Origin of the sequence: Candidatus Cryosericum odellii (assembly GCF_003570935.1) — a bacterium.
Classification (GTDB): domain Bacteria; phylum Caldisericota; class Caldisericia; order Cryosericales; family Cryosericaceae; genus Cryosericum; species Cryosericum odellii.
Map to the genome: position 1 here is coordinate 34,017 of NZ_QXIU01000068.1, position 15,011 is coordinate 49,027.

Sequence of the window (15,011 nt, forward strand, 5' to 3'; positions counted from 1 at the left end):
CATTTTATTCCACTAGCATAATCCTCACAGAGAGCGACGTATAAGTGGCTACAATAGAAGAATTACGTCGTGTTCTGTGGTTTTATTCTTGTAGCATTATTCCAGTAGAATAATTCCGCAGTGGATATGGGATACGCTGCTCATTGCTTACCGGGTGGTACATTCGCCGTCCTTACGCCGAAGTTCTGTCATTCCCCGCAGGCGGGAATCCATCCTTTCATTTTGTCGGATGTACCACCCTCATCGATTGAGCAGCGTATCTCAAAGGCAGTTGTTGCCTGTTGACATATGCTGCACATGTAATACAGTGTCGTACATATAGAACGAGAGGAGGCTACACCATGGCGATTGAAGAAGTTATCTCTCTCCGCGTCGAGGGAGACTTGAAGAGACGAGTCGATGAAGTTGCTCGCCATACAGGACGGTCGAAGGCATGGGTCATCAGGAAAGCTGTCGACTTGTATCTTGAGGATATCGAGGACATCGAGATGAGTGAGCAGCGCCTTGCTGATCCGAAAGACAACGTCATCTCCTCTGATGAGTTGATGTCGCGTCTATGACCATCTCTGCGAAGGAGAGCGTCAGGAAAGACCTGGAAGACCTTTTCGATAAGTCCGAGGACAGGCTCCGTGTATGGTCTGCGGTTGTAAAGGCGATAGAGGCTGGCAAGTATGAGCACCTGAAAGGCAACCTGCGGATGTTCTATCGTGTCCGCGTGGGCAACTACCGTGCAGTCTTCACCCGGATCACCGGCGGTGTACTCGTTACTCGCATTGCCGACCGGAAGGACGTATACAAGGAGTGACTTTTCTGTCATTCCCCCCCGAGCATTTCTTTCCAATGCGAGGGGTGTAGTTCCCGAATGTTTCTGTCGGGGACGGGAATCCAGTCTCACGACGTATGGGTCCCCGCATCCGCGAGGACGACGGAAGCGCGCAGCCAACAGCATCGTGAAGCTGGTGTGCCTTGAACACATGAACGTCCTGCATATAATTGCATTGTATTGCACTGTATGGCAACCGGGAGGTGTATGATGTCAGCAAGCGAGACCCTGGCGATACGTATCACTCCAGAACTCAAGGAGCGTCTGGAGAATATGGCCAAATCATGCAGAAGGTCGAAGGCATGGGTAGTGAGCAGGGCTCTCCAGCTCTACCTGGAGGACTTGGAGGATGTTGAGGTGGCTGATTCACGCGTCATGGATACGTCCGACGAAATCCTGTCTGTCGACGAATTCCACAAACGCCATGGTCTATGAGAGTTCTTGTCAAGGACTCAGTGTACAAGGACCTGTCGGCACTGGAGAAGGACAGGAAACGCCAAGGTGCGCTGCTTGACGCCGCTATTCAAGGCATATCCGAGCAGCACAGCGGCGCCATCAAGAAGTTGAAAGGCGGACTCAAGAACTACTACCGTCTTGAACTCGGCAACATCAGGGTCATCTACTACCGCCGGGGAGACGAAGCCATCATCGTTCGCATCGGTAATCGCAAGGACGTTTACCGTTGATAGCACCCGTCTGCGTGATTGGCTTCGTTGATGAGAAACGACATATGGGTCCCCGCATCCGCGAGGACGACAAGACAGTTAATCCGTCCTTCCCCCCGAGTATGTCAGTCCAATACGAGGGGTGCTTTCGGCGCAGGCGGGAATCCATCCCATGTACCACCCTCGGCTAATTACCAGCTGACCCCATATCGTAGAACTTACCATTTCCAAGTCTCTTGAGCAGCGTATCACAAAGAGCTCAAATAGTGTTGGATCGTGTGTCCTTGATCCATGCTGCCATGACAGGATCCACGAGGTGCCATTCCTTGCCGTACTCAACAAGGTCCAGCATCTTGAGTGCTTCGATGGCTTTCTGCATACTCGAGGCTGGCACGTGATACCGCTGTAAATACTCATAAGCCGACGGTTGCGACGTCGGTTCGACAGCAATGCTGGTCAGTGCACGCCGCTCAATAGGGGAAAGTCCGGTCCATGTTGCTTCAAAGAGAGCTGTAGTATCGTCGAGAAGCGCATTCCATGATGCTTCGACAATATCCTTGGTACACACAGTCTCGGTCATGCCCCAGGCGAAAGCTGCCAATCGCTGGACGTACGACGGATAACCGGCGACGTGATCGTAGATCAACAAGGCTATGTCAGGACTACATGTTTTGCCACTCTCCGAGAATTTCTGGACAATATAGGGAACGAAATCGTCGCTGCTGATGCTGCTTAGTGTCATGAACCCGCAGCTTCCGTAGAAGGGGCGGTTCTTGCCGAACATGTCCATGAGCAGTTGTCGTCGACTTCCCACATAGATAAAAGAGATGCTCTTATGCATCTGGATATGCGAACGTAGCGTCCCCTCAATTCTCTTCGATTCTGGGAGCGTTGCGATTTCCTGAAATTCATCGAACACGCAGCACGCTTTCCTGTTGTGTTTCTCAACATAGTTAAAGAGGCCTTCCATAACATCATCAAGTCCTGCAGCCGGCGATGTTCCCGGTGCCAATGCTGTAGAAACGACAATTCCTTCCGGGCGTGCTTCGAAGGTCACGGTAAAGCTTTTGAACAGGCTGGCAAGACGATTCCCGAAATTGTCCGGAGACGCTCCACGTCCAATCCCTGCGACAACCGCTTTCGCCAGCTTCGTAACAAAGTCCTGCTCGGAAAGGACAGAGAAGAAGTCGACATACACAGTTAGGAATTTTTGCTCCCGGAGACGTTCTTGGAGATGAAGAGCGAGAGAGGTCTTTCCATAACGGCGAGGGGAGCTGAGGACAATGCTCTGCCCATCCTGGACAAGGCGCTCTAATTCGGCGAGTTCCTGCCTTCTGTCGCAAAAATCAGAACCACCGGCAACACTGGTAGTAAATGGATTACTGGCTGCTGCACTTCTCTTCATAATGGATTCCTCCATAACACCAAACGTGTTACACCAAACGTGTTACACCAAACGTGTTACACCAAACGTGTTACACCACAAGTCTAGCAACAACAGTAACTCGTGCAAGCTGTCGTATTCTTTGTGGTCAATCGCTCATTCCAGCCACCTTCTGTCATTCCCCCCCGAGCATTTCTTTCCAATGCCCCCGAACATGTTGGTTCAATGCGAGGGGCGCTTCTGAGGGGTGCTTTCGGCGAAGGCGGGAATCCATTCCCTGTCTATGTACCACCCCGGTCCCTTGAGCAGCGTATCACAAAGCGCCTTGACCCAGGCGACGTTGGTTCTATCCTGTGAATTGGTGAATTGTCGTTGGCCACAAGTCGATGGCAGAAGGGGTGAGCACGCGTGAAGAAGAACCTGATGACTGGAGGTTTTGCCGCCAGAAGTCACGATTGGCAATTGTGGTACTTGTCACTGACCATTGTCGCATCGATCCTGCTGGTCGGTGCGTGGACGCGCTGGTTTCCGCTGGAGCAGCTGTCCACGGCGTGGCTGGGTCTTGTTGCGCTGTGCATGATTGGTGTTCCCTGGCTGCGTCGCCGTTTCACGGCTGCGTCGCCGGTCATCATGTCTCCTCTTGCCTGGTTGCTCATTGCCGTTGCCGTGTTCGGTCTGGTATCATTCGCAGTCTCCGTACACCGTGGTGTGACTCTGCAGGAACTCCTCAAGTTGATGGGGCTCCTGGGTATGTTTCTGTTTGCCTTGGCCTTTGCGGGGTCCGAAGACCGTCTGCATACCCTCAGCTGGGTCGTGTTTGGTGCGAGCGCCGTCGCCATGGCAGGAAGCATAGTCCTCTATCTGTTGTCACCCCGGGTTGCGACAGGACCCATCGCGTCGCTGGCTCATGCGCTGGTCGTACGCGACCCCAACGGACGGCTCTCTGCCTTCTTCAGCTATCCCAACGCGCTGGCTGGCTTCCTCATCCTGCCTATCTGCATTGGTGTCGGGATGTTCGCCTTCGGTCGCGCTGGTCGCGAGCGCTTGCTGGGGCTGGCTGGCACCATTGTGCTGATGAGCGCGCTTGTACTGACCGGGTCGCGCGGGGGCATGATCGTGGCGGCAGGCGTGCTCTTGCTGCTCCCCGCTGCGGGCTGGCTGTGCAAGTATGTTTCGGGTCGTCAGATGGCGCATGTCGCCGTCGCCTATGGGGTCGTCGCTGTCATGGCAGCGGTCAGCATCGCCGTTCCCGTTTCCCGCAATCAGATATGGAAGCCCCTTGTCCAGCGATTGGTTGCCGTTGTCCAGAATGTTTCACAGGGACAGGCAGCGACGGACGTGAGCCTTGGAAGTCGGCTCCAGATGTTCCGTGACCTTGGCCCCTATCTGCGGGCATATCCGGTCCTGGGCAGTGGCCTTGGCACCTACTCCAGTGTCTACATGAAGTTCCGGTCGCAGTTCTTCTTTGCCACCGATCCCCACTCGCTGGTGGTCAAGACTCTGGCGGAGGGTGGCATCCTCGGATTTGTCCTGGAGTTCGCCATGATTGCCGTTCTCCTTTGGATGGGCTTCCGTGCCGCGCGTCTCTCCACTAACAAAGCTCTCACGTTCGCTGTCGTGGTGGGTATAGCTGGTACGCTGCTCCATTCCTGTTTCGACATCGACTCCATCTTCTACGTCTTTGGTGCCGTTTGCGCCGTTTTGCTGGGCTCGTGCGCTGGGCTGACCATGCAGGCTGGGGCCTCGTTCTGGGCCCTGGGCCGGCCGGTGCGCAGGGTAGTCGGTCCTGTTTCAGGCGCGAAGCACGTGAAGAGTTCTCGTCCATGGGTGCCCGTGACAGGACTCGTGGTGCTTGGTTTGGTGGCTGTCGTGTTCATTCTGGCCACGTTTGCCGAAGCATATTGGGTGGGAGGGCAGCGAGCACTCAGCACGACGTTGGCTGTCACCGTACAAGATGAATATCAAGCTGCAGAGGTATTGAACCCGTTCAATGCGCGCTATCCGCTGGCGCTGGCGGGTCTCTCTGCGGGCCGGCTGAATGTAGTGCCAAAGGATCTCCAGCCTGCCCTCTTCGACCAGGCCAAGGGTGCATATCAGCGTGCGGTGGCCCTGGACCCGCTCAACCCAGTAGTCCAGATCCAGTATGCGCAGTTCTTGTACCAGCATGGGGACAAGGATGCGGTCGAGGTATTCCAGCGGCTTACCACAGTGGACCCCATCGACCCTGGCACTTGGACGTCGCTGGCACATGCGCAGATCACGTTCAACCACAACACGAAGCTAGCTGAGCAGGTACTCGACCAGGCACGGCATCTGGATCCCACGTACTCTGAAATTGCCAACGTGAACAGTGACATTGCCAACATGAACGCTAAGATTGCTCTGGACAAAGGCGATGTAACAGCCGCCGAGGCAGCCTTCCGGCAGTCCATCAAGGCCAACCCGGCGCAACCGGCAGGTTGGTCTGGTTTGGCGAATATATACCGCACGAGCGGGCAGCAGGGCAAGCTCGTCGCAGCTTTGTTTGATGCTTCTGCGAGTGTGCTGGATGGGTCCGCGTTTTCCGCTGAGTTGCAGCGTCTGGCCCCAGTGGCACAGTGGACGTCACCAGCAACCGGCACGTCTGTTGTTCCTGGTGGCACTGTTGTTTTGGCATGGAATGTGACTGGTGCAGCGGGTAAGCTGGAGTGGCAGACCGTCTATGCTGTTCCTGCGACTGGTAACTCGATGCTGGTAGCCGACGGTGTCAAGCCTTCGGTTCGCGGCCTGACATGGCAGGTACCCACCACCGTGCCCGCGGGTTCTTATCATTTCTATGTGTATCTTCAGGCCCCCAAGCTCATGGCGGGATCGGACAGAACATGGGCATCCTCTGCCGTCAGTTTGCCAGTCCAGGTGGGGCAATGAACCATGCTCGGCGTCGGTCGCTCCGATGGCAACTGCATTGGGTATCCATTCCTCGTGTATGGCTTGTCTTATTTGTTGTAGCTTCTTTAGTTGCCTTAATGGTGCAGCTTGTGATATTGCCGTACATTTTCCCTCGCTGGGACGCTGGACACGGCCTGCTGGCAGGAGGAGATTGGGTTCTTTTCCACCAAATGGCTGTAGATCAGGCGAATAAAATAGTCAGTCAAGGATGGCAGACGTGGGAGCTCCAACCCTCAGGGCAGGCTCCGGCCGGAATAATGGGAGCTGTTTATGCCTTGACCGGTGTTCACGAGCCTTGGACAGTTATTCCTGTTTATGCCGCACTTTATGCTACTGCTGGAATACTTCTCTGGTTGATAGTAGATCTTTTCCTCGAAGATCGTCACCGAAGTCTTTTATGTCTAATACCATATATATGTCTACCTTCAGCGGCCATGATTCTCTATTCCCAACCGAACAAAGACATATGGCAGATAGTTGGTTTCTTTTGCTTTGTCTATGGGTGGAGCATTCTTTTACGCTCTACAACTTGGAAAGATCTATCCAAGGTAACAAGAGCTTTTCTTATAGTACTTGTCGGGGCCATTTTTTCGTGGATAGTTCGGCCCTATTGTGTACAAATAATGCAAGCAATAGCTGCTTTGTTGGCCGTGGTTCTTACATTGATCCTTATTTACTCAATATTGAAGAAGAAACTCGCATGGTTTAGAACCTGTATCCTGATAGTTCTTGTCTGGATGTCGGTAGCAACCTTCACCCCTTTTACTTCGTTTTCTCTTACTGTTCCCAAATTCAACTTTCCAGGTTCTGTGACGGCACCTCCAAGTTCTGTGACGGTACCTATCCAAATAAACCCCAATTGGACTAACACCAATTGGTTGCCATCTTTACTAGACCAGAAACTGGCCGGCGTTGCGGCGGCCAGAGATACCTATACCAAAACTGCGGGTAATGGTAATATAGACGACACAATTACGTTTCATTCTGCTCGCGACATGTTCTTGTACTTACCACGAGCGATAGAAATTGGTTTTCTTAGCCCTTTTCCACGACAGTGGTTTGAGTCTGGAAGTACGTCCTATAATACTCTTTTTCGTCGTGTGTCGGCCATGGAAATGATAATCACATACCTCAGCGAGTTGTTGCTGGTGTGGGGAGTTATAAAGTTTTGGCGCAGATCAGAGATATGGGTAATTTCCATCTCTTCAATTACTATGATCATGCTTTATGCTCTTACGATTACTAATATTGGTACACTTTATCGCGAGAGATGGGGATATATGGTCCTCTTGATTACCTTGGGATTCGCCATTCTTTTAAAGAGCCATAGTCAAAACAAAACTAAGACAAAGCAACAGATAATTGCCAAGAGTGATTGAATAAAATGATTGGGGAAAGGCAAGTGAGTTTTGAGTATATTGTAGTATCGTCAAGTAGTGTTTATTGTATGTTATGTAGGGAGTCGTGAGTATGTCCAAGATGAGTAGAGGAACCTCAACTCTCCTGGTGTCGGTTCTGCTGATGTGCCTGACGCTGGGTGGATGAGGGGCAGCTGTGAAGGCAGGGGAGGAGACATGAAGGCAGTCATTCTTGCTGGTGGAATCGGTTCTCGGCTGAGTGAGGAGACGACTCTGCGCCCGAAACCTATGGTCGAAGTCGGTGGCAAGCCTATCCTGTGGCATATCATGAAGACGTATGCAGCGTATGGCATTCAGGATTTTGTCATCTGTCTCGGGTACAAGGGGTATGCCATCAAGGAATACTTTGCCAACTACGTCCTGCACATGTCCGACGTGACCATCGATCTCGAACACAACAAAGTGGAATGGCATGACTCACGTGCCGAGAACTGGCGTGTGACCCTTGTCGACACAGGCGAGGAGACGATGACGGGTGGGCGCATCAAACGTATCCAGCCGCACGTAGATGGGGAGTCCTTCCTGTTGACGTATGGCGATGGCGTCGCCGACATCGATATCGCTGCACTTATTGCCTCTCACAAGCGGGCGAGCACTTTAGCAACGCTGACCGCTGTCCGGCCTCAGGGACGTTTTGGTGCCCTGGACCTTGGAGACGACAACACGGTGACGAGTTTCAGCGAAAAGCCTCCCGGTGACGGTGGCTACATCAACGGCGGCTTCTTCGTGCTCGAACCCGGCATCTTCGACTACATTGAGGACGATGCGACTGTCTGGGAGCGCGCGCCGCTCGAACACCTGGCGACCGATCATCAGTTATCGGCGTATGTGCATGATGGTTTCTGGCAGCCGATGGACACCCTGCACGACAAGAACTTGTTGGAGAAACTGTGGTCCGAGGGACACGCGCCCTGGAAGGTCTGGAAATGACGGAGCCCGAGATGACTCAGTTGTTCGATAGCTACTATGCCGGCAGGCGCGTCTTCGTCACGGGGCACACCGGGTTCAAGGGTTCCTGGCTTACGCAATGGTTGCTTCTGCTGGGGGCGGAGGTGACCGGATACAGCATCGGCGTGCCAACACAGCCATCGCTGTATGAGCCCCTTGGCTTGTCGGGGCAGATTCAGGATGTGCGGGGCGACGTGCGGAGAAGTCAGGACGTACAGACGGCAATGGCGAAGGCTGCGCCGGAGGTGGTTATCCACATGGCTGCACAAGCCCTAGTACTGCCCTCGTACGCCGATCCTCTGACAACGTTCGAAACCAATGTGATGGGCACAGCCAACGTGTTAGAGGCGGCAAGGCACTGTCCTTCGGTACGGTCGGTCGTCATTGTGACCACCGACAAGTGTTATGCCAACAACGAGTGGCCGTACGGCTACCGCGAAGCGGACGCGCTGGGGGGCCATGACCCGTACAGCGCCAGCAAGGCAGCAGCTGAAATGGTGGTTGCTTCGTATCGGTCATCGTTTTTTGATGCAGGGAATGCATCAGGGAAGAGGACTGGTGTAGCTTCAGTCCGGTCTGGCAACGTCATCGGTGGGGGTGACTGGGCCGCCGACCGTCTCGTGCCGGATTGCATACGCGCGCTGGCAGAGGGGCACCCCATTATCGTGCGCAATCCCGGTTCAGTGCGCCCGTGGCAGCACGTACTGGAACCGCTGTCCGGGTATCTGTGGCTGGGCGCCCTGCTGGCGCGAGATCCCGCAACGTATGGTGGAGCATGGAACTTCGGTCCGAACCCCGAAAGTGCCGTGTCTGTGGAGCAGGTGGTCAGCCAAGTGTGTCAGGTGTGGGGAGGTGCAGCGCGGTTTGAGACAGCTACTTCTGCGCAGGCCTTGAGCGAAGCAGGCATTCTGCGGCTGGATTGCACCAAGGCCCGCTCCCAGCTGGGCTGGCATCCGGTGTATGACATGGGCGAAGCCGTTCATCAGACGGTGACGTGGTACCGCTCGACAATGGAAGATGCTGGACGGGCTGTCCCTCTCACGGTGCGGAATATCAGTGACTACGTCCAAGCTGCACGCGCCAAGGGCGTCTCTTGGGCACCGATGGATCGGGGAGGCAGGGTGTGAGTATGGGTGTCTTGGACAACCTGTTGCCAAATCCTGCGCTTGATACGGACCCCCGCGCTGCCGAACTGCGCTCACAGATGCTTTCCCTGGCCGCAGACTACGCAGGCCTCGTCCATGCCCCGGTGCCATTTATCCCTGGGGTGTCACCCGTGCCGGTGTCCGGCAAAACGGTCGGCGTGCCCGAAGTGCAAGCGCTGGTCAGTGCATCGCTCGACTGCTGGCTGACGACAGGGCGCTTCAACGACGCGTTCGAGCAACAGTTGGCGAGCTACCTTGGTATCACACATGTGCTGACCGTCAACTCGGGCTCGTCGGCGAACCTTCTCGCCATCGCTGCACTCATGACGCCGGAACTGGGCGACCGGACACTCAAGGCAGGCGACGAGGTGATCACCGCCGCCGCTGGGTTCCCCACGACGGTCAACCCTATCCTGCAGAACGGTCTAGTACCCGTTTTCGTCGACGTATCATTGCCAACATACGACGTCAATGCTGAACTGCTGGAGCAAGCTCTGTCCTCACGCACACGAGCCGTGATGCTGGCCCATACGTTGGGCAACCCGTTTGACGTGGAGGCAGTCGTCCAGTTCGCGAAGCAGCATGGGCTGTGGCTGATCGAGGATTGCTGCGACGCGCTTGGTTCTGAGTACAAAGGGCGACGTGTTGGTACCTTTGGTGACATCAGCACACTCAGCTTCTACCCCGCCCACCATATCACCACGGGTGAGGGAGGGGCGGTCTTTACGAACAATGCGCTCCTGGCCCGTTCACTAGCATCATTGCGCGATTGGGGCCGCGACTGCTGGTGTCAGCCCGGCCACGATAACACGTGTGGCAAGAGATACGACTGGGAGTGGCCCGGTCTGCCCCACGGCTACGACCACAAGTACGTGTATACGCAGTTGGGATACAATCTCAAGATGACCGATATGCAGGCAGCAGTAGGTCTGGCTCAGATGGGGCAGCTTGACGATTTCGCTGTGGCAAGACAGCGCAATTACACGTTCCTGCACGAGGGTCTGTCCGGACTGCAGGATCTGTTGCTCCTTCCCGAGCCGACGCTTGGCAGCCTGCCCTCGTGGTTTGGCTTCCCGACCACGTTGCAAAGATCGGCCGCAGGCCACCGGCCTGAGCTTCTGCGCTTCCTCGAGTCACGTCATATCGGCAATCGTCTCCTGTTTGGCGGCAACCTGATACGTCAGCCCTACATGCAGGGACGAACGTACCGCGTGGCAGGGTCGTTGGCGGCCACGGACACTATCCTCGAGAATACGTTCTGGCTGGGTGTGTGTCCCGCTGTCACACTGGGAATGTTGACGTATGTCATCGAGTCTCTTACCGCATGGGGCGCGGGGATCACATGAAGGCGTCAGACTACATCGTTGAATTCCTCGCAGCGCATGGCGTCAGTATCTGCTTCGGCTATTCTGGGGGCGCGATAACTCATATCATGGATTCTCTGCAACGGGCAAAGGGTATATGCTTCATCCAGACCTATCATGAGCAGACGGCCGCGATCGCCGCCGAGGGAGTTTCATGGTTTGGCCATACGGTCGGCGTGGCTATCGCTACGAGCGGACCAGGAGCGACGAACCTATTGACGGGGATCGCTGATGCATATTTCGATTCGATCCCCTCACTGTTCATCACTGGACAAGTGAACACCTATGAATACAAGAATGATAAGCCCATCCGTCAACAGGGATTCCAGGAAACGGATATCGTTTCGATAGTTAAGCCAATAATCAAATATGCAGCGCTCGTCGTGGACGCGACGAGACTGCGGTACGAGTTGGAGAAAGCTTGGGCAATTGCGAAATCCGGCCGCGGGGGACCCGTATTGCTTGATATTCCGATGGATGTGCAACGGGCGGATGTCACCCCGGATGATCTTGTACCATATGATGGGAACGAGGCGGCGTGCAGCGCGAGCATCAAGTATATGGGCGGTTTCTCTGAGGAGAAGCTGAAGAGTCTCATCGCGAATGCCGAACGGCCTATTGTCTTGCTCGGAAGCGGCGTTTTCCTGTCGGGTTCCGTAGCTCAGTATAGGGCCTTCATCCAGAGCAATGGCCTTCCAGTTGTAACATCTTTGCTGGGTAAGGGAGCCTACCCCGAGGATGATCCGCTGTGTGTCGGGATGATTGGAAGCTATGGAAATCGGTGCGCGAATATCGCTGTAGCCAACGCGGATCTAGTATTGGCCGTAGGTACGCGGCTTGATACGCGGCAGACAGGGACAAATCTCGCTTCTTTCGTTCGGGAAGGCCGTATTGTCAGGATCGATATCGACGAAACGGAACTAACGAACCATCGGCTGAAGAACGTCGATTCGGTACTTGGTGATGCCGGAGAGGCTCTTCATAGGCTGGTCGATATGCCTTGGGCGAGGAAATCTGATTCCTGGTCGCGCTATATCGCTCGCTTAAAGAGTGAGTATGGACAGGAAGCGGAGATAGCGCGGAATGTCGAGAATAGGATGCCGTATAGCATAATGAAGGCGCTGAATAGGTTCTCGGCTGGCAACCATATTTACACAGTCGATATCGGGCAAAATCAAATGTTCGCCGCGCAGATGATCCGGATACGGGAGGGTCAAGAGTGGAAAACCAGCGGCGGATTGGCTCCTATGGGCTTCTCTCTTCCCGCGGCGATTGGCGCGGCATTCGCGACAAATATGGCTCGCCCCATTTTCGCGATCGTCGGGGATGGCGGCCTCCATATGTCCATGCAGTCCTTGCTCTTGATATCGCAGTACCGGTTGCCGATCAAAATTATCCTCTTGAATAATCACTCTTTAGGCATGATAACGCAATTCCAGGATCTGTATTTTGACAAGAGAAAATCGGGGACGACGAAGGAAAGCGGCTACCTTGTACCCGAATTCTCCCTAATCGCTCGGGCCTGCGGGCTGCCTTACGCGCTTTTTACGGGCGATGATTTCGATGTGGGGGATGCTCTCGGCGATGTGATCACAGCCCCCGGGCCGGGATTGATCGAATTTGATGTCGGCGAAGATACTGCGGTATATCCGAAACTCGAAGTGAATATGCCGATAGAAGACATCGGCCCGAAATTGTCTCCGGAAGAGCTACGTTCGGCTATGATCATCGATGTGTTGAAACAATGAAAATCGCCATTCTCGGCGCGACGAGCCATATTGCAAAGAACCTCGTCTATTACTTTCGTAGAGACTCGCATTACGAGCTATTTCTCTTTGCGCGCAACCAAGGAGCCGTGTATGAATTCCTGAAGGCAACCGAGGGTGAGCTATCCCCCAGCGTCGCGGGCTTTGATTGTTTTCCAGGCGGGGATTACGATGCGGTTATAAACTGCGTGGGCATAGCGGATCCTCAAAAGCAGAAGAACGCCGGTGTTGAGCTCTTCCGCCTCACTGAGCGCTTCGACGACCTCGTCCTCGACTATCTGGCGGTGCACGAGAAAACAGTCTACATCAATGTCTCGAGCGGGGCGGTGTACGGCACTGCTTTCGACTCAGGAGTCGAGGGCAACGCTGTCGCGTCTATAGCTGTAAACGGTATTACGCCCGCCGATTACTATCGCATCGCCAAACTGAACGCCGAGGCGAAGCATCGGGCAATGGCCGATCGTAACATTATCGATCTCCGTGTATTCAGTTTCTTCAGCCGTTTCATCGATCTCGAATCGGGGTTCCTGTTGACAGAAATGATGCGTTGCGTGATAGAACGGCGACCTTTCTATACAAATGCCGTCGACATCGTGCGCGATTATGTGGCGCCAAGCGATCTGTTTTCGCTTGTGAAATTATGCGTCGCGAGTAATGGAATCAATCAACCGGTCGATGTATTCAGCGCGGGGCCAGTACGAAAAAGCGAGCTCATTGCCCTCTTTTCTCGCGATTTCGGTCTTGAGACGCGGATCGACGAAGAAGCCCACGTCTCGACGACTGGCGCGAAGCTCGCTTATTACTCCGCGAACCATGTCGCAAGGAGTCTGTTGAACTACATCCCAGCGCTGACATCTCGCGACGCGGTACGTGATGAAGCCAATGTGATCATCGCCGGAATGGCAACCATGCATCAGTCTGAAGGATTGTCTAGTGGCCATCGAAGTAGAAGCTTAGGAGGGTGCTGATGGCAACCGTTGATGTGTTGGTCCCGACCTACAACCGGTCGGCTATGCTGCGCCAGTGCCTGGAGTCCATACAGGCACAGACGTACACGGACATACGGGTTATCATCGGCGACAACTGCTCTGACGACGACACGAGGACGGTGGCACAGGATTTCTGCGGCAGGGATGGTCGATTCGGCTACGTACGCAATGCAGCGAACCTTGGCGCATGGGGCAATATGAACGCGCTGTTCACGCGGGTTACGGCGCCGTATGTGCACTTCATGCACGATGATGACTGGCTGGAACCCTCCTTCTACGAGCGAATGATCGCTGGGCTGGAGGAATCGCCAGAAGTGGGCCTTGCTTGGCCGAGAGTCATTCTGTCTGAGGGAGAAAACGAGACTGCAATCAGACTGCCGGAAAGGTTCAGTCATGATCAAGTTTTGCCTGAGGATGCTGCGTTCGAGGAGTTGCTGCATAGCGATTTCGTCCCATGTCCCGCAGTAGTTCTCCGCACATCGGTACTGCGGGAATTGGGCCCGTTTTCCGAATACCTGAGCGCGGACTGGCTGATGTGGCTGCGCATAGCTCTCCATCATGATCTGAAGTTCATCGACGCTCCGCTGTTTCACTACCGCTTACATGAGGGGCAAGAAAGCGCAGACAACTTTCGAATGGGCAGAGACGTGATCGATATGTTCGAATTTGCCTGCGGGCTCGAGGAATTCTCTGGCAGGCAGGCTGAGATCGCGCTGGCTCGGTTTGGGGGTGTTCGCGACCATATGATATCGATAGGAGTGAAGGGGAAGCCTCAGGCTCCTCACTTGATATGCGAGCTGACTTCGTACTTCTTGGGACACGTGCCTGATCACCACAATGCAATACGGAGAGTCGAGATGATTGCGCTGGCATATGCAATGGTTCCCCCTTGGTTCAGACCGCGCAAAGGAAGTAGACTTCGGCATTGGCTCCGACGCCTATTCCTGCCTTGGAGCAGGAGATAGTGCGGTTTATCGTGCCACATCGGTATGCGATATTGAGCGCCGTTGCTCCGGCGAATCCCTTGCCTTCAACTCGGGACTTGTTGGGACGTGGCTCGGTGGTCTGCACGCGACGGATGCGAATGGTAAAGCGCTTCGCATGATATGTAGTATCTGCGATCATTGGCGTGCGAGTCTTTCAAAGGAGGCAATGGTATGAAAGGTATTGTTCTTTCTGGTAGTACTGGTTTACGTGTGCCTCCCCTGACGGCGGTGACCAACAAGGTCCTTTTGCCCATGGGCCAGTATCTCACGGTGTTTCAGTCCACCGAACGTCTCAAGCAGGCTGGCATCAGGGATGTTCTGGTCGTTACAGGTCGTGACTACATGGGAGACGTCATAGAATTGCCAGGCAGTGGGCACAATTTCGGGTTCACGTACAAGGTGCAGGACGCTCAGCACCTTGGCGTGGGCTGATCATTCCAGGAGCCGGTATGTACATAGGGTTCTTCAACTACTATGAGTTTTACAATAGGAATAGGATGTTTACAGACAAATCCTCGCCAATAGGTGATGATTTAATGTATCCCTTTGTGTATTTGGGAGAGTATTTGGCAAAGAGAGGGCATAGGGTAAGTAC

At 54.4% G+C, this 15,011-nt stretch carries 13 protein-coding genes and 1 pseudogene; 13 read left to right on the forward strand and 1 reads right to left on the reverse strand.

Going from position 1 to position 15,011, the window contains the following annotated elements:
- Positions 1 to 341 precede the first annotated feature (341 nt).
- From relB (SMC5_RS02710) to SMC5_RS02725, 4 genes are all read left to right on the forward strand, one after another.
- Entirely contained in the window at positions 342 to 560 is a 219-nt protein-coding gene (relB, locus tag SMC5_RS02710; RefSeq protein ID WP_119119486.1) for a type II toxin-antitoxin system RelB family antitoxin, read from the forward strand.
- Positions 557 to 805 (forward strand): type II toxin-antitoxin system RelE family toxin, encoded by a 249-nt coding sequence (locus tag SMC5_RS02715; RefSeq protein WP_119119487.1) that lies wholly within the window; start codon positions 557 to 559, stop codon positions 803 to 805. The genes relB (SMC5_RS02710) and SMC5_RS02715 overlap by 4 nt, the downstream gene beginning before the upstream one ends.
- A 225-nt stretch (positions 806 to 1,030) precedes the next feature.
- Entirely contained in the window at positions 1,031 to 1,258 is a 228-nt protein-coding gene (gene relB / locus SMC5_RS02720) for a type II toxin-antitoxin system RelB family antitoxin (protein ID WP_165846306.1), read from the forward strand.
- Positions 1,255 to 1,509 (forward strand): type II toxin-antitoxin system RelE family toxin, encoded by a 255-nt coding sequence (locus tag SMC5_RS02725; protein WP_119119489.1) that lies wholly within the window; start codon positions 1,255 to 1,257, stop codon positions 1,507 to 1,509. Before relB (SMC5_RS02720) ends, SMC5_RS02725 begins: the two co-directional genes overlap by 4 nt.
- Positions 1,510 to 1,747: 238 nt before the next feature.
- Here the strand turns inward: SMC5_RS02725 and SMC5_RS02730 are convergent, their stop codons facing one another.
- Positions 1,748 to 2,893 carry an AAA family ATPase gene (locus SMC5_RS02730; protein WP_165846307.1) on the reverse strand — a complete coding sequence of 382 codons (1,146 nt, stop codon included), beginning with the start codon at positions 2,891 to 2,893 and terminating at the stop codon, positions 1,748 to 1,750.
- Between the two features lie 387 nt (positions 2,894 to 3,280).
- Here SMC5_RS02730 and SMC5_RS02735 point away from each other — a divergent pair, with 387 nt between their 5' ends.
- The 9 genes and pseudogenes from SMC5_RS02735 to SMC5_RS02775 all read left to right on the forward strand — a co-directional run.
- Complete coding sequence (locus SMC5_RS02735; protein ID WP_119119491.1) at positions 3,281 to 5,779, forward strand: O-antigen ligase family protein; 2,499 nt, start codon at positions 3,281 to 3,283, stop codon at positions 5,777 to 5,779.
- Entirely contained in the window at positions 5,776 to 7,179 is a 1,404-nt protein-coding gene (locus SMC5_RS02740) for a hypothetical protein (RefSeq protein ID WP_126854917.1), read from the forward strand. The genes SMC5_RS02735 and SMC5_RS02740 overlap by 4 nt, the downstream gene beginning before the upstream one ends.
- A gap of 195 nt (positions 7,180 to 7,374) precedes the next feature.
- A complete protein-coding gene (gene rfbF, locus SMC5_RS02745; protein WP_119119493.1) occupies positions 7,375 to 8,148 on the forward strand; it encodes a glucose-1-phosphate cytidylyltransferase in 774 nt (257 codons plus the stop codon).
- 11 nt (positions 8,149 to 8,159) lie between these two features.
- Positions 8,160 to 9,293 carry a CDP-glucose 4,6-dehydratase gene (rfbG, locus tag SMC5_RS02750; RefSeq protein ID WP_119119502.1) on the forward strand — a complete coding sequence of 378 codons (1,134 nt, stop codon included), beginning with the start codon at positions 8,160 to 8,162 and terminating at the stop codon, positions 9,291 to 9,293.
- Positions 9,294 to 9,304: 11 nt separating this feature from the next.
- Positions 9,305 to 10,657, forward strand: a complete 1,353-nt coding sequence (gene rfbH, locus SMC5_RS02755) for a lipopolysaccharide biosynthesis protein RfbH (RefSeq protein ID WP_407079757.1) — start codon at positions 9,305 to 9,307, stop codon at positions 10,655 to 10,657.
- The gene (locus SMC5_RS02760) at positions 10,654 to 12,423 is read left to right on the forward strand and encodes a thiamine pyrophosphate-binding protein (protein ID WP_119119495.1); all 1,770 of its coding nucleotides are present in this window, start codon (positions 10,654 to 10,656) and stop codon (positions 12,421 to 12,423) included. Before rfbH ends, SMC5_RS02760 begins: the two co-directional genes overlap by 4 nt.
- On the forward strand, positions 12,420 to 13,409 hold the full coding sequence (locus SMC5_RS02765) for an NAD-dependent epimerase/dehydratase family protein (RefSeq protein ID WP_119119496.1): 990 nt from the start codon (positions 12,420 to 12,422) through the stop codon (positions 13,407 to 13,409). Before SMC5_RS02760 ends, SMC5_RS02765 begins: the two co-directional genes overlap by 4 nt.
- Complete coding sequence (locus SMC5_RS02770) at positions 13,409 to 14,395, forward strand: glycosyltransferase family 2 protein (protein ID WP_119119497.1); 987 nt, start codon at positions 13,409 to 13,411, stop codon at positions 14,393 to 14,395. The genes SMC5_RS02765 and SMC5_RS02770 overlap by 1 nt, the downstream gene beginning before the upstream one ends.
- Before the next feature lie 192 nt (positions 14,396 to 14,587).
- A pseudogene (locus SMC5_RS02775) lies at positions 14,588 to 14,824 on the forward strand (sugar phosphate nucleotidyltransferase); the annotation flags it as partial.
- Positions 14,825 to 15,011 lie beyond the last annotated feature (187 nt).